This window comes from Salegentibacter sp. T436 (assembly GCF_001932675.1).
Taxonomy (GTDB): Bacteria; Bacteroidota; Bacteroidia; order Flavobacteriales; family Flavobacteriaceae; genus Salegentibacter; species Salegentibacter agarivorans.
Genome location: NZ_CP012872.1, coordinates 3,166,110 through 3,189,478 on the forward strand (window position 1 = coordinate 3,166,110; position 23,369 = coordinate 3,189,478).

Below are 23,369 nucleotides of genomic sequence, written 5' to 3' on the forward strand. Positions count from 1 at the left end.
AACGGGGCTTTTTTTATTCAAATTTAAATAAACAAAAAAACAGTTTTTAATCGTTAAAGTAGAAACCATTTGGGCCTACTCCTACCTCTATATTTTCGATTAATTCTCCATTGTTAGTGTAGATTTCTATAAAACTATTAGATGAAAAATCTCCACCATCAGCAATATAAATTCTATCGTCTTCTACTTCAAACCCATACATTACACCATAATCTGAATTAGAAGTATAAGAAAATATAGCTTCTTCCGGGGCCATTTCGGCATTTTCATCCATCATAAAAACCGAGTTTCCTATGGTATAGTAAATCAAATCATCTTCAATTTTAAGATTAGATGCACTTCCAGCTTCAAAATTTATATCAATTTCAACTAAAAGATCTCCCGTAGTTAAATCTATTTTCTCTAATTTATTTGAACTTAAAGCGTAAAGTACTCCGTTTTCAATTTCAAAAGAATTTAGCGTTTCTTCGGTAACGATTGTCTTGATTATTTCATCTAAATTAGAATCAATAACCTGTATTTCATTACCTCCCCCAAAAGCGGCCTTTTGCACATAAATCATCCCATCTTGTTCATGAATATATTCAAGCACTGTATTTGTTTCTATAGTTTTTTCAACTTCCAAAGTTTCCAGGTCAATAATTGCTATAAAATCATCAAATTCGGTAACGCCGGGAGCTTCATAATTACCCTGATTACTTATATAAATTTTACCGTTCTCAATAACTCCATATCTTGGAGATAGCAAGCCACTATCAATCCTATCTACATATTCAAAAGTATAGCGATCAACTATAGTTATCATATTCGATCCATTAGAAACGATATACGCATAATCATCATTAAAAAATATAGATTGAAGATATTGGCCAAGATCATCGTCGGCGTTCATTTCCTGGTAAATCTCATTTTCTACATTTTGTAAATCATTATCTATAAAGGTAACCGAACCGCCACCGGAGTTTCCTTCATTAAGCACAAACAATCCATCTGCATAGGTGCTTTCAGGTTGCTCTATTTGAGGGTCAATATTATCATCATCGCTGCTACAGGAATTCAAAAAAAAGCCACTTATCACGGCCATAGTTAATAATTTACTGATTCTTTTCATTGGTTAGAATTTTAGCAAAGAGTGGAGCAAATAAACAGTTTAAATTAATCAGATTTTAACAATATTTGCTTCCAGCATCATGCTGGTTAAAAATTAAGGTTTAGGTATATATTAAAATTTCTGCCGGGCATCCACCGGTTTTCTACACTTTGGTATTCTTCATCAAAAATATTGAGCACCCTCGCTCCAATCTTGTAAGTATTTGTTTTTCCCAAATCATATGTAATTCCAAGGTTTGAAACCGTATAAGCATCCATATTATAGCGCGAATTATTATCAGATCGGGTAAAAACCTCGCCATTATATAAAAGCTGATAATCTATACTGAAATCTGTAAAAGCATAGGTAAGCGAACCCGTAGCTTTATGAAACGGTACATAAATAAGCTGATAGCCCGTATTCATATTTTCTGAAACCGTATAGGCATAAGTACCAGAGGCGCTAATTTGGTGATCTTTAAAAATCTCTTTTTCCCAGCCTGCCAGAACTTCTACTCCGTAGGTCTCTACTTTTTCTTCGTTTTTTGGGCGCCAAATATTATTGCTGGAAGGCAACCAGCGTATCATATCATCAATTTTAATATAATAACCGGTTAGACTAAACTTCAGGTTTCTATGTTTAAAATGGTTTCCAAGCTCAACCTGGTTAGAAGTTTCGGGGCGTAAATTAAGATTACCGGCACCGGCCCAGTAAAGATCGTTGTAAGTGGGAATTCTAAAATTCCTGGAAATATTCATTTTTAGACTATAGAAATCGGTAAAATCATAATGTGTTCCTGCAGAAAATAGTAACGGACTTTCATAATTTTCGGTTATCTCTTTTCTGATTCCCAATTCATATTGAAATTTTTGAAATGGCCTATGCTTCATTAAGAATGCCGAAGAAAATATATTTCGGGTATTTTCGGTAATTCCAGAGCCGCTACCATCGGTGTACGTATTGGTGAGTACGGCATTTAGCTTTAAAGTTTTTGAAACTGAATAATTTAAATCGTATTTGCCAATTAAGGTTTGCGCTTTGCCAGATGAAGATTGATTTTCAGTAATATTCCCGTAGAACTTATAATTTTCATTTAGATGAGCTAACCTTGCAACCGAAATAAAATCACCAAACTCTCCTACCCATTCCAATAAATTTCGGGTATCAAAATTCTGGTATTTTGTTTTGGTTTCTGAAGGACGAATCAGGGAGAAATGCCGCTCCCCATCAAAAATTTCACTATAAAGTTTTAAAGTGTTTTTTTCATTTAACCGATATGCGAACCCAAGATTTAAATTGCTATTATAGAATTTACCATTTTCATTCTCTCTACCTTCAATGGGCCATTCATAATCATTATCTGATGAGTTTCTTGCCGCAGCAAGACTTAAACTCCATTTTTTTCCCGAAGTCTTTATTTTATACCGGGCATCCAGGGTATTAAAACTGCCATATTGAAAGAAAATATCCTGCTTTGTTTTTCCGGTAAAATCAAGATTGGTATTTAAATGAACGGTTCCTCCAATGGCTCCGGTACCATAAACTACACTTCCGCCGCCACCACGAACGCTAATATTATCAAATCCGCCTGCGTTTAATGCATTAAAATCGGTTTGGCCGTTAAACTGGGAATTGATATTAATCCCATTCCACAATACCGCTGTTTGGGAAGCTGTTGTTCCGCGGAAGGAAGGTGAGGAAACCATTCCCAGTCCATTCTCTTTAAAATAGATATTGGTGTTGAAATTTAATGCTGAAGTAAGCAGCGCCCCGTTTTTCTTTAAAACTGAATCGTTTAAAACGGTTACCTGTTGGCCAGTAGAAAAGTCTTTCAGCTTGGTATCTGTCAAAAATACTTCGTCTAAAACGTTAATTGTATCGTTTTGAGCAAATACAGGCAAACTGCATAGCAAGCCAAGGAATAGAATGTAAAATCGCGTTTTTTTCATCTGCCCTCTGACTTTTATCCCGAAAGTCTAAGAATTTATTGGTTATATTTTGGCAGGTCTCCTGGCTCGCGTCTTGTTATTTACCTTCCCATTCCAAATAAGAACAGTGGTTTTTGAAGTGATAACAACAAGCATCCCTTTCGGGACTTAGCTTACAGTTGCGGGAACAGCTCAGGCTTAATAAAGTTAGATGGTAGAAGTTTGAAATACGAAGAAAAACTTCGCGCTTCATATTTTGTACTTCCAGAATCGTACTTTTCCTGATTCCCTTTTAATCGGCGTGAAAAACACATCCGAACCAAAAATTTCAATGCGAAATTAAACATTTATTTTAGTTGCGACCATTAAATTCTAAATAATCTTACTTTTGAAAATTCCTATTATAATATTCTATATAAAAGTTTTCGTCATCCTGAACTTGTTTTAGAGCTTGCCCCGTAATTTATTTAGGGGCTAAATGAGGATAGCATTATATAAATTCAATTCTTTTAAACTACCATAAAATGAAAATAAAGACTCTAAAAGCACTTAATCTTCTACTCCTTTTCCTAGTATTTTCCGCCTGTAAAAACGAGCAAAAAGATAAAAATAATGGTTCAGAAGAACCTCAAGATTCAGTTGAGTTAAAACACGCTACTAATTTCAGCATCAGTGATTTTGGAGATTATTATATTTTAAAAATAGAAACCGCCTGGCCCGATGCCGAAAAAGCTTTCACCTATTTATTAACTAAAGAAAATACTGAAATTCCTTCCGGTTTAGATTATGATAAAAAAGTGCAAATTCCGATAGAAAAAATGGTAGTGACTTCTACCACGCATATTCCGGCATTGGAAGCTTTAAATGAAGAAAACAGCTTAAAAGGATTTCCAGGTCTTGATTATATTTCTTCAGAAAAAACCAGGAAATTGATCAATTCAGGAAAAATTAAAGAGCTGGGGAAAAATGAAAATATAAATACCGAAGTTCTTATTGATCTGGATCCAGAAGTGGTGATTGGTTTTGCAATTGACGGAAACAATAAAACATTTGAAACCATTCAAAAAACCGGAATTCCAGTGATGTACAACGGCGACTGGACTGAAAAAACTCCGCTGGGAAAGGCGGAATGGATTAAATTCTTTGGCGTTTTTTATGATAAATTAGACGAAGCTGAAAAGATTTTTAATAAAATAGAAACGGATTATACTGAAGCCAAAGAATTAGCAAAGTCGGCAGCAGAAACGCCTAAAGTATTAAGCGGCGCTATGTTTAAAGACCAGTGGTATTTACCCCACGGAAATTCGTGGCAAGCCCAATTTATTAAAGATGCCAATGCAAATTATGTCTATGCCGATACACAAGGGAATGGAAGTATGGCTTTATCTTTTGAAAATGTGTTAGACAAAGCCCAGGATGCCGATTATTGGATTAGTGCGGGACAATACACTTCTTACACGCAACTTTTAAAAGAATCTCAGCATTATGAACAGTTTGAAGCCGTACAGAATAAAAATGTCTACAGCGTAAGCCTAACCAAAGGAGAAACAGGGGGTGTACTTTATTTTGAATTAGGCCCGCAACGTCCAGATTTGGTATTAAAAGACCTGGTATCCATTTTTCATCCAGAGTTACTGGGAAATTATGAAAATAGGTTTTTTAAGGCTTTGGAAGAATAAATTATTTAAAATTTTTATCTTTATTATAAACTACTGAAAATGAAAACTATCGCTGTAAATATCAAAGAGTCTGTTTTTAAAGAATCTGAGAAATTATCTGCTGGACTTAAGAAGTCTACTGAAAAATATATAAATGAAGCTATTCAATATTATAACCTTCATCAAAACAGGAAGGTTCTAAAGAATAAACTCAAAGAAGAGTCGTACTTGGTGAAAGAAGATTCTTTAAATGTTCTTAAAGATTTTGAAGAAATTGATTATGAAAATTAATCAATTTGAAGTTTGGATTGCCGATTTAAACCCACGAATTGGCACTGAAACGGGAAAGAAAAGACCGGTTATAATTGTCCAAACCAATTTATTGAATTCTGTTAACCATCCATCAACTTTAATTTGTCCGCTTACTACAAACGTTCATAGAAATGCTCAAATTCTACGTATCCATCTCCCGAAAGGTATTGCCAACCTATCGAAAGATTGTGATATAATGGTAGATCAGCTTAGAGCAATAGATAATAAAAGGCTGGTTAAAAAGATTGGCAAAATTTCAAATACAGCATCAGAAAAGTTAAAAGAAAATCTTTCCATAATTATGGATCTTAGCTAAAATTCCATTATCGTTCTTCATTAATTTTATCTACTCAATTTATTTCAGATATTTACACCGAAATAAATCACCGGCCTTGTTGCAGTCCCAAAAATATATACTTCCACTTCTACTCCTTTTTTTAGGAGTAATTATCCTGGGTTTTTTAAATATTAGTTTGGGCTCGGTCAACATTCCTTTTAAAGATGTTTTTGCTTCAATCTTTAATTTAGAAGTTTCAAAAGAAACCTGGCGCTATATTGTAGTGGAATACCGCTTACCTAAAGCTATTACAGCAATAATAACCGGCTCTGGACTCGCCATTAGCGGACTGTTAATGCAAACCCTATTTCGTAATCCCTTAGCGGGACCGTATGTTTTGGGTTTAAGTAGCGGTGCCAGTCTGGGCGTTGCAATAGTAATTATGGGCGCTTCAGTTTTTGGAGGTGCTTTTGCCGGAATTTTACTTTCCAAATGGAGTTTGGTAATTGCTTCCAGCCTGGGAAGTTTATTAGTATTAATTGCTGTTATGCTGGCTTCCCTCCGGCTTCGAGATACTATGGCAATTCTTATTATAGGTTTAATGTTTGCCAGTTTAACCGCGGCAGTGGTTAGCGTTCTTTCCTATTTTAGTCCCGCGGCACAGCTTCAGCAATATGTATTTTGGTCTTTTGGAAGTTTGGGTGATCTATCCTGGAACGAGGTGGGAATTCTCGCCATGTTCTGGTTGGTAGGGATAATTTTAGCTATTTCCTGTATTAAAAACCTCAACACTTTGTTGCTTGGCGAACAATATGCAAAAAGCCTTGGGGTAAGCATTCAAAAAAACCGTTTAATCATTATTATAGCTACCAGTTTACTTGCCGGAAGCATTACTGCTTTTGCAGGACCAATTGCCTTTGTAGGTTTGGCGGTTCCGCATTTAATTAGGCAAATAATTCCTGTAAATAATCATAGCATTTTAGTGCCAGCAGTTATTTTAGGTGGTGCGGCGCTAATGCTTATTTGTGATATAGCAGCACAAATGCCGGGACAGGAATTTACTTTACCCATAAATGCCATAACTTCACTAATTGGTGCCCCAGTCGTAATTTGGCTATTGGTGCGCAAACGTAAATTTTTATTCTGAATTGAACCAACCTGGAAAACATAGCATCCTTAAAACAATTAATCTTGATATTGGTTACAGTAATAAGACCGGGAAAACCATTATTACTGAAGCGATTAATATTGAAGTTAACGAAGGGGAACTGGTTGCTGTAATTGGCATTAACGGAGTGGGGAAATCTACATTTTTACGAACGCTAAGCGGAGTTCAGGATGCGCTTAAGGGAAAAGTATTGGTTAAAAATGAGCAAATTCAACAGATAGATTCTTTAGAACTTGCTTCTTTAGTGAGCCTTGTACTAACCGAACAACCTATTTCCAAAAATTTAAGCGTTTTTGAACTGGTAGCGCTAGGAAGACAACCATACACCAATTGGATTGGTAGATTAAGTAAAAACGATTTAAGGCAAATTAAAAAATCTTTACAAAATGTAGGAATTGAAGATTTGCAGAATAAAAAATGCTACGAATTAAGTGACGGCCAACTTCAAAAAGTATTAATTGCACGTGCCATTGCACAAAACACGCCCCTTGTTATTTTAGATGAACCCACCACACACCTGGATTTGTATCACAAGGCTTATGTTCTAAAACTGCTTAAAAAACTCACCCGAAAAACCAATAAAGCTATAGTTTTTGCTTCCCACGAAATCAATTTGGCCATCCAGCTTTGCGATAAAATTATTCTCATGCAAAATAATAGCGTGACCACCGGTTCCCCTAAAGAATTATTAGAATCTGGAGCATTTTCTACTGTTTTTCCAGAAGGCTTGATCGTTTTTGATAAAGCTTCAGCTTCATTTAAAATTAATCCTTAATTATCTTTTAAAAAGTATTTTAAACCGAAGGTAAAGTTGTTGGAATAAAAGTTTTTAAGCGTATAGAATTCGGCCTGGGTATTAAGATGAAGATACTTCGTAACTGGCCATACCACACTCCCACGATACCGTTGAAATTCATCTGAAAAAGTATCCAGAAAATATCCGGCATCAAGATTAATTTTCCAAAAGTTATTTTCATTTACATATTCGTAAGCTAACCCTAAACCGCCATAAAAACGTTCATCTAAAGTCCAATATGGAAAGCCATTAGACCTGTTTGAATTACCCAGCATTCCAGATAATTCGGTATAAGGTCTAAATTTCGCCATTTTATTCAGTCTAAGATTCATAGATAAACTGGTAAGCGCCTGTACATCCATCACATCTTCGTCGTCATAATGGTTTCCTTCTATATAAAAAACCGCCTGGAATTTCTCTTTAAACTGAAGTTCTTCATAAATATTTAATTGCGTTTGATAAATATCCAGGATATACGCGGGGCCGGTGATAGCAGGTTTTCTAAAAAACTGAAAAGAACTATATAAACTATCTTTTGCAATTGACGCCGATGCTTCTAAATGAAGATATGCCTTTCCTGCGTCGTTAAACTCAAGACGACTACCAAAGCCAAAATTAAATTTTTCTATTCTTTCCCTGGTTTTAAACCTGTAAACCAGTCCGTATAGCTCCATATCTCCATTATTCTCAAATTCACCCTGAAATGGAATTGCATATGCATTATAGCGGCTTAACCCAAATTGATGCTCATTGAACTTCTTATCTCGAGTGCCATAAACCGCTTCTAAACCTACAGAAGTTGGATCTAACCTATCGCTAATAATATTACTCCCTATTTGTACAAAATCGCCCTGGGTTATTCTAAGATTCTGCTCTATTTTAGAAGTAACTTCAGGATAAAAAAGTGAAGGATATTCTTTTAAAAGCAATCTTTTTTGTTCAGGGTTAAGGTAAACCACGGTATTATTCAACTGTCTTTGTAAACGCTCTTTATTACTTGATTCCGGTAGTTGAGAGGCAAGCTTCCAGGCTTTCAGCATTTCGCTACGACCCAAATAATATTCAGCCATAAAAACCTGAATAGCTTCTTTTTCCTTTGGATTATCTTTTTTAGTATAATTAGCATACAAGCGCTCTACTTCACTGAAGTTTTCCAGCGAATAAAACCATTGCATCCTTTCTACTACAGGGAAACCTGGCACGCAAGAAGACCATTCCAGCGCTTTTCTATAACTTCCCTGGTCGCTATAAGTATAGGCAATAGTCGTAGCCAAATGCTTTAAATCTTCTCGGCAAGCTTTTATCCCCAAAAGTTTTTGCGCCGCTTTTTTATCATTATCGGCAATAAGATATTCTATAAAAAGCGGAAAGTTCTTTTCTTTTAAAAACGCATATTCCCCGGTTTGTACCCGCCAGTTATCTATTGCGCTTTCGGCTATATCGTCACTACACTTAGACCATTTAATGGCCTCGTTATATTTTTTAGCATCAGCTAAAATCCAGGAAATAGTAGAAGCGACAAAGCGAAAATCTTCATGGCAGGGTTCTATGTTTTTTACCAAATTAAATGCAGCTTCGGGATGTTTTTCGTTCAACAGTGAAAAATAGCTGGAGCGCTCCTCATCTACCTCCGTATTCTCCATTAGGTTCAATAATTCTTCTTTTGTTAATTGTACCTCTGTATTGCTTCCAAAGTAACCTATAAAATCTCTTCTAAGCTTTAGGCTTTCTGGATTTAATTCTATTTGTCTCAACATCCAGCGTTTCCTGGTTTCCAAATCTGGATAATCACTCTGAGTGGTAAATTCGGAAGAAAGGTTTATGTAAGCAGATAATTTATTTTCACTGTATTTTCTTTCCAGCAACGGCCAAATCTCCATTTGGCGATTTTCCCAGCCTAAATACTGAAATAATTTTAACCAATCTTCGCGTTCATAATTATTGCTTTTAACAATTTTAGATTTTAATTCGTTAATCTCTTTGTGAATATCTCCTAAATCTTCTGAGGGTTTTATTAAAAGGTAAGATTCATAGTTTTGAGTGATTTTGCTAAAATCTTCAGAAGAATTATTATTAAATTTTGGAAAACTTATTTTTTTATCCTGCGTTTGAATATTGAACAGATAGCCGTCTAAGAAAGGCGTTTTTGTAAATTTTAGTTGTTTATTTTTTAGAAAATTTTCAGCTTCAGCAGTATTTTTTTTTGAAACATATGCAAACCAGAAATTTTGGTTCTCACTATTTTGAATGCTGGCAGTAACTTCAACTTCAGTATCATTTTCAGTAAAATTATAAGGAATTTCTCTCCAGTTTTGAGTAATCTTAGCTGCTTCAGAAACTTTTAAAAATCGAATTAAAGGAAAAGTTTTCTTTACATCTTTAATGTAATTTCCAAATCGTGGAAACAAACCTGGCGAGCCATCTTCTGAAACTCTCCAGCCATAAGAATTTATATTCCGTAAAGTATAATCACCGGCACTTTCCCGAGGTTCTTCTCCGGGAATTTGGTAAATATCATCGGGGTGAATAAAATGCGTCCAAACGCCTGTATATAAATATAAAGATTGCTGATTGAATTGCCTGGTAGAGGTTAAAACAAACCCGCTGGTAATTCGTGGAAAATTGAAAAAATGATCGTTATAAGGCTCCCTGTCAAATTCTCTATCGCCACCTTCTTCAAAATTTCCCAGGTAAATACTGGCATTATAAATAATTTCGGGGATGTGTTCTTCTAAAGCAAGAAAACCGGTGCTGTCTATAATATTTGAAGGTGGAACATAAGAAACCGGTAATTTACCATAATTACGCGCTGCCCAGCGTTTTTTAACCGCCTTAAGGCTTAAACCCATATAATTTTGATTAGGCCAAACCTTATCGGTAAGTGAAGCGTGATTATAACCGTGTAAAGCTACCTCATGTTTAGAATCTTTGAAATCAACCATAAGTCTGTCGGCAGCGTTAGCTCCATTAGAACCTGTTAATACAGATTGTTCCCACTCGGGAAAATTAAATGGCGGCGAGGTATGATTAGAATAATCAAAACATACGTACGCAGAATATTCCAAACCTTCTTCCCTGGCCAGTTTAAGCATATCTTTCCACCAAACTTCAGTATAAAAACGCGCCTGACTAATATCCATTTCTGAAGTAACCGGTTCCATCTTTACGTTATAAAGCGGCGCGGGAAAATCGTCTAACATTATGCTTGAAGCATTAGCCACAGGATAAGGAACCCCTTCTAAACCCTGCAAAATTGCAGCAAAGAAAAGTCCGCGCTCCTGTTTCTGGGAATATTGATCGGTATTAAAAGTAATTACCGAACCATTCCCTATTTTATTTTTTATAATAAGAGGATAATCTTCTTCAGAAATTGAAGTTGCCAGAATCTCTATATCTTCCCTAAAGTTATCTGTTTGCAGGCCAAAATGTTTATTCTCGTTTTTATAAACCTTCCCTTTTAGAGCCGGCAGAAAACTGGACTGAAATTTAAAACCCTGGGCTATGGTATCTATTTCAAAGTCTGCATCTCCCCTTACTCCTGCTAAAAAACCAAAATTTTTATTGGTAGCGACCGAGGTAATAAAAATATGACCTCCTTTAGCAACAAATTCAATTAAAAAATTCATTGCAGCTTGATTTAGTGGTTCCAGATCATAGACCACAATTACTTTAACTGCATTGCCTACTTCTGGCTTTTCATTAAAATCAAACCTATTAATTTCATTATAAGGGATTTTGGCATAATTAAGGGCTTTTCTAATATGATTGCTGTTTCTAAAACTTAAATCATTTCCCGGCTCTACCAAGTAAGTTACCCACGGATTCTCGCTAAAATTATCATACTGCACCCTGGGACTGGCTTCCCTAACCTCTTCATTCTTAATATCTTTCTCGCATCCTATTAAAATAATAGAAAACACTAAAAAAACAGCCTTAAATATTTTAGTTGGTAAAAATTTTTCCATCAAAATAATAGTTCATTAATATTACTGGCCCGTTCCCTGTTTTCTATTTGGTAAACCTCTAAAGTTTTATCCTCATAGTATACATCCACATCTCTCCCTTTCATTTTTAGTAATTCAAGCCTTTCCAGTGTTAAATTACGTTGTTTTTCTACTATTGCTTTTTTAGCCTGGTTAGCCTCCTGTATGTCTTTATACACAAAAACATACATAGTTTCGGGTAAAATAATATCTGGGTTATTTTGTAGGTATTCTAAATTATTTTTATACCGGTTGAATCTCCTATCCAGCTCTATATAGGTATTATTAAAATAATCGTAGTTATAGTAATAATGGCTGTTTCTGCTAAAACTGAAATATGGCAAAGCATTTACAACCGCATAGGAATATGGTAAATTTTGAGATTGAATTTTTGAATAGGCTTTAAAAACAACATTTTCTGTTTTATTTTCTTTAAAATTTAATCTAGGGAATGTGAATATGGTAAGCACGGTAATTACTATGCTACCTATTATTACTTCCAGACGTATGCCAACTTTAGGAGAAAAATTAAAAATAGAAAAGAGGTTAACCATTACATTTAGAATTATCCCAAAAAATATGGGGAGAAATATGCAAAGCACCTGACTTAGAATATCCAGGTCTACCAGGCCAGTATCTAATTGGTAAATCCCGAACATTAAATTGATAAAACTGAGGAAAACCAGACTGGCCAACCATTTATGCGATTTTTTAAAATAATTATAAATAGCAATAAGCAGAAAAACGACGGCGGCTATTTGGTAATAATTCATTAGGTCTCTAAATGGTGCAACCAAATGAGGATTGTAGGTATAAGTATCAAAAGAATAAAAGTTAGACAAAATAAAGGCGCCAAAATCTTCTTTTATAAGCAAAGCCGCGATGCCGTATATTGTTCCAATAAAGGCTAACGAAAAGAAATAGGCCAGTAAAACCTGAGTGATTTGCTTTAAATTATCTTTAAGTTTAAATATAAAAAGTACTAGCAAATAAGGAAGAAGAAGTAATACACCCACAAAAAGATCTAATAAGAGAATAGCGCTAAACAAGGTAATTAACCAATAAAATTTCGCCTTTTTACTGTAACTGAAACTTTGCGGATAAATACAAAAATACATAGTAGGTAAAGCAATAATCAAAGCGGTAAAAACCGATTTATGTTCAGCAATTAAATCAATATTAATGGGGAGGAATCCATAAAAAAGGGCAAAACTTAAACCCGCGAATATTCCCGGAGCTTGTTTTCGTGAAATTTTAAAAACCAGCCAGTATATTATTAAAGAAAGCAATGCAGATTCTAATAATCCAAAAGATTGTAAAGCCTGGGCGTTAGTTATATGCGTTAATTTTGCATATAAATTAATAAGTAAATAATCTCCCATCATTTCCCCAGTTTGAAAAAACCAGGTATTAGCAGAAATCCCATTTATAAAATTAAGCTTACTAAACCAACTCGAGGAAAGTGTGTAAACATCTTCCTGAAAAAGTGAACTTCTCGAGATGTAAGTAAGCACAGGTAATAAAAGCCCAATGGCTAATTGCCAGTTTCTATGATATTGAGAAAGGCCATGTTCAGGATGTTTATGTTTTGGTTTAATTATATTATCTCTATCCAGAAATCGCTGTCCCTTTTCCATTTTAATTGTAATATATAAAAGGGAACGCGTGTAAATTTTACGTAACTGAGCTTTTAAGGGTTGCTTAAAATTAAGATTCATAAAAGCCAAAACAGCCAGGCCAATTATAATGCTTATAATAACAAAGATGTCAAATATCCCGGTTAGTATTAAAATAAAACCACCTAGCAATACCGCTGCCATTACGAGCGCAATAGTGGGAACCAGAAAGTTTAAGGCAGATTGTGCAGAAATTCGTGTAGAAACAATTCTATGTATTAATAAAATTAATACAAATAACAGGATAATTCTTAACGGACCGGTTAATAGGTAGGGTTCTAAAAACATATAAATTAATTCAACCTTTTTCGGGAATTTCCTGCAAATCTATTTTCCCAATAAAATAAGGCCAGGGGGTTTGTGCTAATCTTTGTTTAATATCTTTTTTTAACTTTCTGGTTTCGGCATACTCTATTAAAACCACTGGGACTTCATACTCATCATATACCTGCTTTAGCTCGTTTAAAAGTTGCTGAAAAATAGCTTCCTCTCTTAATTGATATTTTTTCTGCTGAAAATTATAATCTGAAGCAATACTTTCTTTTGCTACAGAATCTATAAATGGATGGGTATCTTTTAGTATAGAAATACCGGCATTTTGCATTAAATGAATATTGGGATAAACTACGTTTAAAATCTTTAAAAAATCTATTAAAGCTTCTTTCTTTTCTGGCGTACGCCCAAAACCGGTATAGTTATCTATATTGTCTAAAAACATCCCGTCCAGTCCTTTTTTCATATTGTAATCAAAAATTGCCAATAAAGCCTCCCGGGTTTCTTCATTTTCAATATCTAAAATATGGCTATTCCATATTTTATTTTTTCCAAAGGTGAAATCTTTAATTTCGGGAAAATGAGCAGCAGCCTCATTAACTTCTCCCAGGCTAATATAACCCAGAATGGTAGTATTGTTTTGCTTTAGCATTGCAATGTCTTCACTGTCAAAATGAGCGCTTTCTATTACTACAATTTCGTATCCTGAAACTTCTGCTGGGTAAAAATCGCCATAGGTAAAAAGTATTTGTTTTTCCTGGGTAAGCTTTTGAGCGACTGACTGGGCGGTATTTAAACAGATTGCTGTTGTAACCATAAATATTTTAATAAGATGCATAGTAATAATAGTCCAGATTTTTAAAGAAACTATATGTTTCTCGTGTTGTAAGTATTGCAAATAACAGAGACCCCACTAACATTCCCATAACACTATATTCGTAAGAAACCCATCTGCTTAAAAAGACTCCAATTATAAAATTAACCAGGAAAGCACTTATTATGGCTACCAGTGGTTTTCTATGTTTTCCCAGCGTATAAAGATAGAGTACATTTAACATTCCCAGGCTAAGAAATAGGTAGCCTATGCTTCCAAGAATACAAACTTTTATACTCAACGGACTCAGAATTTCATCAAAACCTCTGGAATAGCCCCAGGGTTGCGTAACAATTAAATATAATAATACGGCAATACCCGCTGCACTAATAGCAAATAAACGTAAATGTTTAAAATACATCTTTTTCATCTTATCGTTAAAACGCTGAAAATCTGAATATTTTGTTTGAAGTTGATGAAAATCCATATGCCGTATATACGAATGAATAGCGTATTCCATTACTCCGCCAAGTAGGAAAAATATAAGAATAGCGAGATCCATTCCAATCTCATAATCTTTTTCATAATAAATTATATAGGGAATATCCCTGTTTAAGGTAGAAGACCAGGCCACTATCCTATCCAGGAAAACAAAAAGAAAAATAAAAGTACCGTATAAAAAGTAGTTGAAATTACGATATAGGGAAAGCATTACTTTTGGCTTCTTTTTTACCGCGGTTTCATTTTTTAGCTTAAAATGAAAGAAAGAATAGATATAACCAACCGAAATTAAAGAAGCAACCAAAATGCCTGTCCAATGAATATAATAAGGGTGCAAATCGGTATAAAAATGAAGTAAAAGTGCTAACACCGTACCTGCAAAAACGCTAAAAGAAAGCATCCACCTTTGTTTTAATGCATATAAAGGCGCTAAAACCAAAAGAAGAAAACCTATAAACAAGGCGTAAATAAAGGTTATAACTACAAAAAGAAGACTATAAAGCGGGATCACTAAATTGATAAGCAAAGAGAATATAAAAAAGCCTAATATAGCAATAGTCCCGTTTTTTATAATTTGAACGGTAGAATGTTTCGCCATATGGTAATCTTTATTATACCAGTAATAGGAAACCTGTTTTCCCAAAACCTGCACAAAACCCGCACTGCTAATAAAACCAATAATTACCCCCAGCACCACTGCGGTAGATTGCAGGTTATTAAAATGAGAGTAGGTCCAAAGGGAAAATCCGAATAAAATTATGGCCACCACCTGCAAGAAAACCGGAAATAAATGTAAAAGTCCTGAAGTATAATCTACAAGGAAACGCTTGGTGTTTTTTGTTGTAATATACTCGGTTAGAGCGAGTCTTTTATAAGTTTTGGCTTCAGCAACACGCTGATTATTATTTTTAAGGTTTGCCAGGGTAATGGCATCGTAAGCTTTATAAATATAATTTGAAAGATGCATTATACTTTCAAAGCCATAATCTTCTTTCGCATCTACTTCCCTAATTCCAAAAGATTCTATTGTGGCGGCTACCACATAAACATTCACGGGTTTACCGTTACGTTCTTTAACCGCAACAACAAGTTTTGCAATAGCTTTAATTTGATCTTTAGTCATTTTCAGGAAAAATCTTCAATCTTGGTAAGTTTTTTTTTGGCCCTGGGTATTTTCACAATATCATCATAAATAGCTTCATATTCGCCAATAAACTTGGATAAGGTGAAATTATTCAAAACTTTTTCTCTGGCATTTCTTCCCATACTCTTTCGTAAATCATCATCTAAAAGCAATTTTAAAACATTGTTACCAATTTCTTCGGCATCTTTTGGCTTACAGGTAAAACCACAGCTATCATCAAGTGCTTCTTTAACTCCGCCAACATCGGTAGAAACCACGGGAATACCACAACCCATAGATTCAATTACGGTATATGGAAATCCTTCAGAAATAGAAGTCAGGATAGAAATATCTCCCTCCAGAAAAACTTCCTGTGGGTTGTTTCTTGGGCCCATTAATTTAAAATTGTTTTGTAATCCTAATTCGGCTATAAGTTCAAGGCATTCTTTGGTATATTCGGGTACGGCATCATTATCTCCATAAACCAGGTATTGCACCTCGGGAATACTTCTTTTAACTACCGCACAAGATCTAATCATGGTAAGAATATCTTTTAATTCAAAAATTCTCGCCAAAGCAACTACGGTAGGAATATCTTTTAAATGTGCAGGTTTAGGGCCGGGTTTAAAAACTTCCGGATCAATACCATTGTATATTATTCTGAATTTAGACGGATCTGCCCCGTACCATTTTTCCCATTTTTGATTGAATTTATTTACAGAAATAATTACTTCGGCCTTATGATAAACCAAACGGGTAATAGCTTCTGAAAACCTAATAAGTAAACTCTTTAAGAAATATGGATATTCTGAATTGTTAATAGCCAATAACCTTTCCCTAATAAAAACTCCGTGTTCTGTGAGGATTATTGGGGTCCCATATTTGTAATTGGCAATAAGTGCCGGGATTACCGGGAAGCCACTTAGCGTTAAATGAGACACATCTACTTTTGGAATATTTACTATGGCAAGTGGTATTAAAAATCTGTAAATCCAGCGCAAGCCTATGGTAATATCTATTAAAGATGCATCGGGGTTACGTTCACCAATAATAAATTTAGCGAGAGTATCTCTATAAGTTAGCCAAACCTGCTCATTTCTAATGGTTTCTTTATAATCATAATCTTCAAAATAAACCACAGCTGATGAAAAATTATATCCAAATCTTCTATATCACGGTCGTCGCTATAAATAAACTCCAGTAAGCTTTTAAAAATAGGAATAAACTTTTGAGCAACTACTTCATCATTAGTCCACTCTTTCTTAGCTACAGTTTTATAATATTCCTCACCGTAACTTATATAATCGTAAGGTTCATCTGGAGTCCAAAGAGGCACCTGTATTACTTCGTTTATATTATCGCTAAGTTTATACTTATACTCTGTCTCAAAAGAAGCATTTATAGAATACAGTTTAAAATCTACATTGCTAACCCTGTTACATAAAATATGTGCCCAGGTAGAAACACCGCCTCCATTAAAAGGATAAGTGCCTTCCATTATAAGCAATACAGATGGTTTTGCCATTTAAAAGTTTTGCGCCAAAAATATATTAAAAATCAGTTACTTAAAAACCCGGCGATATAAATTTTACAAGTAAACCCTAAATTATAATTTGTTTAAATAGAATAACAATACTGCTATAAAGCGTAATTTAGGGATGGTAATTTAACTTATCTTTGCTTAAAATTGCTCCATATCTATGAACTTCTTTAGAATAAGCATTTATATGCTTTGCTGCTTATTCCTTTCCTGCGGTGAACACATGGCTCAGGAATCGAATAACAATGTTGATTACCGCCAGGAAATGCGGGAGTTTGTTATTGAAATAAGTGAAATCGCAAAAGAGGAAAATCCTAATTTTATAGTTGTCCCACAGAATGGAGTTCAGTTGGTTTCCAAAGAATCTAAATTTAAGAAAACTCCTGCTTTAGATTATTTAAATGCTATAGATGCGGTGGCCCAGGAAGATCTTTTTTATGGTTATCCAAAGTTAAACAAAATCACCCCAAAAGCCGATAATTTATATTTAAGAAAGTACCTTGATTTGGCAAAAGACGAGGGCAAGCAAGTATTGGTAACCGATTATTGTTCAGGTTTTAAGCTTATGAAAAATTCCTATAAGCTTAATGAGGAAAACAACTATACTTCTTTCGCAGCGCCACGGCGAGAACTTGATAGAATTCCGACTTATCCTGTTTTTAATGAAAATAATAAAAATATAAGCCATCTTTCTGAAGCTAAAAACTTTCTGTATCTTTTAAATTACGCTGAATATTCTTCGAAATACGATCTTATCACCGAACTTGCTTTTACTAATTACGATCTTATTATTATGGATCTTTTCTTTCATAACGAAGCTTTTACTGCCGAAGACATTCAAAAATTAAAGAAGAAAAAAAATGGTGCTGAGCGTTTAGTTATATCTTATCTATCTATTGGCGAAGCCGAAGATTATCGTTTTTACTGGGAAGAAAATTGGAATTCCAAATCGCCTACCTGGCTCGTTGAAGAAAACCCGGAATGGGAAGGGAATTTTAAAGTAGAGTACTGGAACGCGGACTGGAAAGATTTAATCTACGGCAGCGAAAACGCTTATCTCTCTAAAATTATCGCTGCAGGTTTTGACGGGGTTTACCTGGATATTATAGACGGCTACCAATATTTTGAGGACCGGGAATAATTAAACCTCTGCATAATCCAGGTCCTATTTTCTTAAACAGTTCGGGCAAATAAGTATCTTTGGGAAAACTCGATTTTCTCAATGAACGATTATTTACTTTTCGCCTTAATTATTGTCGCACTCTTAATCGGACTTTACTTCGGAAAACTAATTTCAGGATTAAAAAGTAAAAATAAAGAAGCCATTCTTGAAGAAAAAAATAATCAACTATCACTTCAGGTTGTTGAATTTAAAAATCAGATAAATAGCAACTTAGATAATTACAAAACTGAATTATTAGATTATAAAAGTACATTCCGGGCACAAACTGAAAAACTCGAAAAAGAACGTGAAGAAATTCGAAGAGAGAAAGATTTTTTAAATACAGAGCTTACCCGCCGTAATGCCGAATTTGAAAATTTAGAGCAAAGAAATAAAGAACAAAAAGCGGAAGTTGAACAACTTCAGGAGAAATTCGAGAAGGAATTCGAAAACCTTGCCAATAAAATTTTAGAGCAAAAATCTGAGAAATTCACACTTCAGAATAAAGAAAATATTCAGAATATTCTAAACCCTTTGCAGGAAAAAATCCTTCATTTTGAAAAACGAATCGAAGAAGGAAATAAAGAAAGTATAGATCGCCACGCAATGCTACGACAGCAAATTATCGGGTTAAAAGAGCTTAACGAGCAAATGAGCAAGGAAGCTACCAATCTCACTAAAGCGCTTAAAGGCGACACTAAAACACAGGGAAACTGGGGCGAAATGATCCTGGAGCGGGTTTTGGAACGCAGCGGACTACAAAAAGGCAGCGAATATTCGGTTCAACAAAGTTTTACCAATGCAGACGGGAAACGGGTTTTGCCAGATGTAGTAATTAATCTCCCCGGCGATAAAAAAATGATCGTAGATTCTAAAGTCTCGCTAAACGCGTACGAACGCTACAGCAATGAAACAGATGAGCATGATAGAAAACAACATCTAAAAAATCATCTTACCGCTATTCGAAACCGGGTAAGTGAACTGGGTAATAAAAATTACCACCACTTATACGAGATGGAAAGTCCCGACTTCGTTTTGCTTTTCATTCCCATTGAAGCCGCATTTGCTGTTGCTTCCAACGAATATCCAGGACTGTATTCTGAAGCTTTTGATAAGAATATTATTATTGTTACACCTACTACCCTGCTCGCTGTACTAAAGACCATAGATAGTATGTGGCAGAACGAAAAACAAAAGCAAAACGCCATTGTCATCGCAACCCAGGCCGGCGCTTTATATGATTCTTTTACTGCTCTAACCGAAGAGCTCACAAAAATCGGCAGGCAATTGGGAACAGTCCAAAATTCCTATGAAGGCGCGATGAAAAAACTAACCGGAAAAGGAAATTTGCTGCGCCGTGTAGAAAAACTCAAAAAACTGGGGGCTAAAGCCAGTAAACAAATTGACCCTAAGATGCAATCGGCTATGGATGAGGAAGAAATTGAAGAAAATGAAGCAAATTAACCACTCTCCTCCAAGGTTTTGAAAACCTTGGAGGTTTGTAATTATTATGCATTCAAGAAAATGAAACATTAAATTAATATGAAAATCTATACCAAATCAATTTTCAGTTTTTTATTGATAAACCTTTTTGTGTTGAATATTTCAGCACAGGATATTTATTTTCCTGAAGCCGGAACCTGGCAAGAAAAAGATCCAAAATCGTTCAATTTAGATTTTTCAGAAGCTATTCAATTTGCTGAAGCAAATGAATATTCAGAATCCAAAGATTTACGCCAGGCAATATTAAAAGGCTTTCAACACGAACCTTATCACGAAATCTTAGGCCCTACAAAAAGACGTGGTGGCCCGGCGGGAATAATTTTAAAAGACGGCTACTTAGTGGCAAAATGGGGAGATACTAAACGTGTAGATATGACTTTTAGCGTTACCAAAAGTTTTCTCTCTACCACGGCCCTGCTCGCATTAGATCAAAACCTGATCATTGATGTTGAGGACCCGGTAATCAATTATGTTTGGAACGATACTTTTGAAGGCGAACATAACTCCAAAATCACCTGGAAACATTTATTGGAACAAAATTCAGATTGGCGCGGGGAACTTTGGGGTTCTTATGATTGGGCAGACAGGCCTTCTCAAGATACAGGAATAGACGATTGGCGAAACCGGAAACTCAACGAACCCGGAACGCATTTTAAATACAACGATGTTCGGGTAAATGTGCTCGCCTATTCTTTACTCAATGTTTTTAGAAAACCACTTCCCACGGTTTTAAAAGAAGAAATTATGGATCCTATTAACGCTTCTTCGAGCTGGCGTTGGTTTGGGTATGAGAATTCCTGGACTACCATAGACGGTTTCAAAATGCAATCGGTTAGTGGTGGCGGGCATTCCGGCGGCGGAATGTTTATCAATACCGAGGATATGGCGCGTTTTGGTTTACTTTTTATGAATAATGGCAACTGGAATGGAGAAAAATTAATTTCAGAAGATCTTATTGAAGAAGCTATTCAGCCTTCAGCTACAAACTCAAATTACGGATATATGTGGTGGTTAAATGCCGATGGGCCGAGACAATGGAAAAATATAGATAAAGACATTTTTTATGCGGCTGGTTTCGGCGGAAATTTTATTATTGTAGATCGTAAAGAAAACCTGGTAATTGTGACCCGCTGGCTGGAACCTTCTAAAATAGAAGAATTCGTACAGAAAATTTATAACTAGCATTATGAAAAAAACACTTTTTGGTATTTTAGGAGCTATTTTGCTTCTTTTTATAGCCTGGTTTGCATTTATCTACTTTGTGCCTTACAGCGAAGGCACAAGAAGCGGGGAACTTATAAAATTCAGCAAAAAAGGTGTGATTTCTAAAACCTGGGAAGGTGAAATTAGCCAGGGAATTAGTGGTGCGCAAATCTTTCAATTTTCAGTATTAGACAATAATCAGGAAGCTATAAAAGCACTGCAGGAGAACGAAGGCAATTATGTTAGACTCAAATATGTTGAGCGTTACGCCACTTTTTTCTTTTGGGGCGATACCAAATATTTTATAACCGAAGTACAAAAAGGCGAATCCCCTCACTTTAGAGACCGATAATTTATGACCAAATTTAAACACGTAAAAGATTCACAGGTAGATATTTCAGAATTAATGCTGCCTTCTCATTCAAATTTCAACGGAAAAATTCACGGGGGTTATGTGCTTTCACTTATGGACCGCATTGCCTTTGCCTGCGCATCTAAGCATTCTGGCGCCTATTGTGTAACCGCTAGTGTTGATACGGTAGATTTTCTAAAACCCATAGAAATTGGGGAATTGGTAACTATGAAAGCTTCTGTAAATTATGTGGGCAACAGTTCTATGGTAATAGGAATTCGCGTGGAAGCCGAAAATATTAGAACGGGAGAGAAAAAACACTGTAATTCATCTTATTTTACGATGGTAGCTAAGGCTGAAGACGGAAAATCACTACAGGTTCCCGGGTTAATCCTTAGTAACGAGCACGATATTCGCCGGTTTGCGAAAAGTATTAAACGTAATAAAATGAAGCTAAATCGTAAACAGGAATTTCATGAGACCGATTTTTCTTCAAAAGAATATGTGCACTTACTGGAAGAATATAAGGTTAAAATAGAGCAGTAAAGAATTTGAAATTTAACGGATTTATAGCAGCTATTTTTGTGGCGATAATAATCGCCTATTTATTCCCTGAGGGAATTGTGCTTTTTCCGCTAAAAACCATCACCGATATTGGGATTGGTTTTATTTTCTTTTTCTACGGATTAAAATTATCTCCCCCAGAGTTTAAATTGGGTTTTCTGAATTATAAAGTTCACATCGCAATCCAGTTAGCCACCTTTGTAGCCTTCCCACTTTTAGCTCTGCTATGCTTACCGCTTTTTGAAGCAGGAACCGGTTCAGATCTTTGGATTGCTTTATTTTTTCTGGGAACACTTCCTTCTACAGTCTCTTCTTCTATAGTGATGGTTTCTTTGGCTAAAGGAAATTTGCCTACCGCTATTTTTAACGCCAGCCTATCGGGTTTAATAGGCATCTTCGCAACTCCCATTTGGCTAAGTTTTTTCCTTAGTGGAAGTACCGATTTTGAATTCCTGGATGTACTTATAAAATTATGCTGGCAGATTATTATACCTTTAATTCTTGGATTATTTCTACAAAAATTTCTTGGAGATTTCGCAAGAAAACACAGTAAAAAATTAGGCTTGCTAGATAAAACTACTATTATACTAATTGTTTACTCAAGCTTTAGTAACTCGTTTACATCCAAGATATTTAGCAGCGTAGAAACAATTGATTTACTCAAGCTTACCGGGATAGTTATTTTATTGTTTTTTATAGTTTACTTTGGACTTGGCTTAATCTGTAATATTTTAGGTTTTAATTTAAAAGATAAGATCACAACCCAATTTTGCGGAACTAAAAAATCCCTGGTTCACGGCTCTGTAATGGTAAAAGTAATCTTTGGAAATTCAGCCAATACCGGACTATTATTACTACCTATAATGATCTATCATTCTCTGCAATTAATACTAATCGCTTTTTATGCTGAAAACTATAAAAAGCGGGTTTTAAAAGCTGAAACTTCAGAAGAAACCTTATAAGTAAAGCGCAATTTCGGCAATATTGATCGTAAAAAAGATCCAACCAAGAATTAAAAGAAGTCCACCAAGTGGCGTAATAGGTCCCAGAATCCTGATCTTTTTTCCAGCAGAATCACTTAGCGTAAGCCCATAAATACTAAAAGAAAATAAGAATATTCCAATTATAAAAAACCAGGCAATGAGTTGCTGAGAAGTGCCAATAAAAGGAAATACGATTCCTGAAATAATCAGCATGATCGCGTGGTACATTTGGTATTTTACACCGGTCTCAAAACTTTTTAACTGATCTTCAGAAAAACGTTTCTTTAAAGCGTGCGCTCCAAAGGCTCCAAAAATCACGGCCAGTGTGCCGTAGATTCCACCAATTATAAGAACAAGTTCCTTCATATATTTTAATATAAATTCTGTAAGATTAAATGCCAAATTAAAAAGCCTACAAGTATTAAAACCTTGCAGGCTTTTTAGTTTATTAGGTTTCTAAAAA

Annotated in this window: 20 protein-coding genes and 1 riboswitch; of the genes, 11 read left to right on the forward strand and 9 right to left on the reverse strand. The window is 35.1% G+C overall.

The annotated features are described in order from the left end of the window. Window positions 1–46 precede the first annotated feature (46 nt). Window positions 47–1,111: a YncE family protein gene (locus AO058_RS14020; protein ID WP_075327105.1), complete on the reverse strand. Its 1,065-nt coding sequence runs from the start codon at window positions 1,109–1,111 to the stop codon at window positions 47–49. Between the two features lie 86 nt (window positions 1,112–1,197). Next, on the reverse strand, window positions 1,198–3,039 hold the full coding sequence (locus AO058_RS14025; RefSeq protein WP_075327106.1) for a TonB-dependent receptor plug domain-containing protein: 1,842 nt from the start codon (window positions 3,037–3,039) through the stop codon (window positions 1,198–1,200). Between the two features lie 34 nt (window positions 3,040–3,073). Beyond that, window positions 3,074–3,357, reverse strand: a riboswitch (cobalamin riboswitch). Window positions 3,358–3,542: 185 nt separating this feature from the next. Between AO058_RS14025 and AO058_RS14030 the strand changes: the two genes are divergently transcribed. From AO058_RS14030 to AO058_RS14050, 5 genes are all read left to right on the forward strand, one after another. Beyond that, complete coding sequence (locus AO058_RS14030) at window positions 3,543–4,697, forward strand: ABC transporter substrate-binding protein (RefSeq protein WP_075327107.1); 1,155 nt, start codon at window positions 3,543–3,545, stop codon at window positions 4,695–4,697. Between the two features lie 39 nt (window positions 4,698–4,736). Next, the gene (locus tag AO058_RS14035; protein ID WP_075327108.1) at window positions 4,737–4,967 is read left to right on the forward strand and encodes a hypothetical protein; all 231 of its coding nucleotides are present in this window, start codon (window positions 4,737–4,739) and stop codon (window positions 4,965–4,967) included. After that, window positions 4,957–5,304: a type II toxin-antitoxin system PemK/MazF family toxin gene (locus AO058_RS14040; RefSeq protein ID WP_075327109.1), complete on the forward strand. Its 348-nt coding sequence runs from the start codon at window positions 4,957–4,959 to the stop codon at window positions 5,302–5,304. The genes AO058_RS14035 and AO058_RS14040 overlap by 11 nt, the downstream gene beginning before the upstream one ends. A 76-nt stretch (window positions 5,305–5,380) precedes the next feature. Next, the gene (locus AO058_RS14045) at window positions 5,381–6,412 is read left to right on the forward strand and encodes a FecCD family ABC transporter permease (RefSeq protein WP_075327110.1); all 1,032 of its coding nucleotides are present in this window, start codon (window positions 5,381–5,383) and stop codon (window positions 6,410–6,412) included. Between the two features lies 1 nt (window position 6,413). Further along, window positions 6,414–7,208: an ABC transporter ATP-binding protein gene (locus AO058_RS14050; RefSeq protein WP_075327111.1), complete on the forward strand. Its 795-nt coding sequence runs from the start codon at window positions 6,414–6,416 to the stop codon at window positions 7,206–7,208. Here AO058_RS14050 and AO058_RS14055 read toward each other — a convergent pair. The 6 genes from AO058_RS14055 to AO058_RS18745 are packed head-to-tail and all read right to left on the reverse strand — an operon-like array spanning window position 7,205 to window position 17,124. Continuing rightward, window positions 7,205–11,194 (reverse strand): DUF2194 domain-containing protein, encoded by a 3,990-nt coding sequence (locus AO058_RS14055; RefSeq protein WP_075327112.1) that lies wholly within the window; start codon window positions 11,192–11,194, stop codon window positions 7,205–7,207. The two genes, AO058_RS14050 and AO058_RS14055, sit on opposite strands and share 4 nt — an antisense overlap. Beyond that, on the reverse strand, window positions 11,194–13,176 hold the full coding sequence (locus tag AO058_RS14060; protein WP_075327113.1) for a hypothetical protein: 1,983 nt from the start codon (window positions 13,174–13,176) through the stop codon (window positions 11,194–11,196). Before AO058_RS14060 ends, AO058_RS14055 begins: the two co-directional genes overlap by 1 nt. Before the next feature lie 10 nt (window positions 13,177–13,186). Further along, window positions 13,187–13,978, reverse strand: a complete 792-nt coding sequence (locus tag AO058_RS14065) for an endo alpha-1,4 polygalactosaminidase (RefSeq protein WP_198036112.1) — start codon at window positions 13,976–13,978, stop codon at window positions 13,187–13,189. Window positions 13,979–13,985: 7 nt separating this feature from the next. Further along, on the reverse strand, window positions 13,986–15,599 hold the full coding sequence (gene pelG / locus AO058_RS14070; RefSeq protein WP_075327115.1) for an exopolysaccharide Pel transporter PelG: 1,614 nt from the start codon (window positions 15,597–15,599) through the stop codon (window positions 13,986–13,988). A 2-nt stretch (window positions 15,600–15,601) separates the two neighbouring features. Continuing rightward, window positions 15,602–16,738 (reverse strand): GT4 family glycosyltransferase PelF, encoded by a 1,137-nt coding sequence (pelF, locus tag AO058_RS14075; protein ID WP_232228840.1) that lies wholly within the window; start codon window positions 16,736–16,738, stop codon window positions 15,602–15,604. After that, window positions 16,678–17,124: a DUF3492 domain-containing protein gene (locus AO058_RS18745; protein WP_232228841.1), complete on the reverse strand. Its 447-nt coding sequence runs from the start codon at window positions 17,122–17,124 to the stop codon at window positions 16,678–16,680. The genes pelF and AO058_RS18745 overlap by 61 nt, the downstream gene beginning before the upstream one ends. Window positions 17,125–17,299: 175 nt before the next feature. Between AO058_RS18745 and AO058_RS14080 the strand changes: the two genes are divergently transcribed. The 6 genes from AO058_RS14080 (at window position 17,300) to AO058_RS14105 (ending at window position 22,885) form a co-directional block, all read left to right on the forward strand. Further along, a complete protein-coding gene (locus AO058_RS14080; protein WP_075327116.1) occupies window positions 17,300–18,280 on the forward strand; it encodes an endo alpha-1,4 polygalactosaminidase in 981 nt (326 codons plus the stop codon). An 81-nt stretch (window positions 18,281–18,361) separates the two neighbouring features. Next, complete coding sequence (rmuC, locus tag AO058_RS14085; protein ID WP_075327117.1) at window positions 18,362–19,765, forward strand: DNA recombination protein RmuC; 1,404 nt, start codon at window positions 18,362–18,364, stop codon at window positions 19,763–19,765. 78 nt (window positions 19,766–19,843) lie between these two features. After that, window positions 19,844–20,986, forward strand: coding sequence for a serine hydrolase domain-containing protein (locus tag AO058_RS14090; protein WP_075327118.1), 1,143 nt, complete (start codon window positions 19,844–19,846; stop codon window positions 20,984–20,986). 4 nt (window positions 20,987–20,990) lie between these two features. Beyond that, window positions 20,991–21,359 (forward strand): 6-phosphogluconate dehydrogenase, encoded by a 369-nt coding sequence (locus AO058_RS14095; protein ID WP_075327119.1) that lies wholly within the window; start codon window positions 20,991–20,993, stop codon window positions 21,357–21,359. A gap of 3 nt (window positions 21,360–21,362) precedes the next feature. Continuing rightward, the gene (locus AO058_RS14100; protein WP_075327120.1) at window positions 21,363–21,905 is read left to right on the forward strand and encodes an acyl-CoA thioesterase; all 543 of its coding nucleotides are present in this window, start codon (window positions 21,363–21,365) and stop codon (window positions 21,903–21,905) included. 5 nt (window positions 21,906–21,910) lie between these two features. After that, a complete protein-coding gene (locus AO058_RS14105; RefSeq protein WP_075327121.1) occupies window positions 21,911–22,885 on the forward strand; it encodes a bile acid:sodium symporter family protein in 975 nt (324 codons plus the stop codon). On the opposite strand, the gene AO058_RS14110 is transcribed toward AO058_RS14105, so the two are convergent. Further along, window positions 22,880–23,272, reverse strand: coding sequence for a DUF423 domain-containing protein (locus tag AO058_RS14110; RefSeq protein WP_075327122.1), 393 nt, complete (start codon window positions 23,270–23,272; stop codon window positions 22,880–22,882). The genes AO058_RS14105 and AO058_RS14110 overlap by 6 nt on opposite strands. Window positions 23,273–23,369 lie beyond the last annotated feature (97 nt).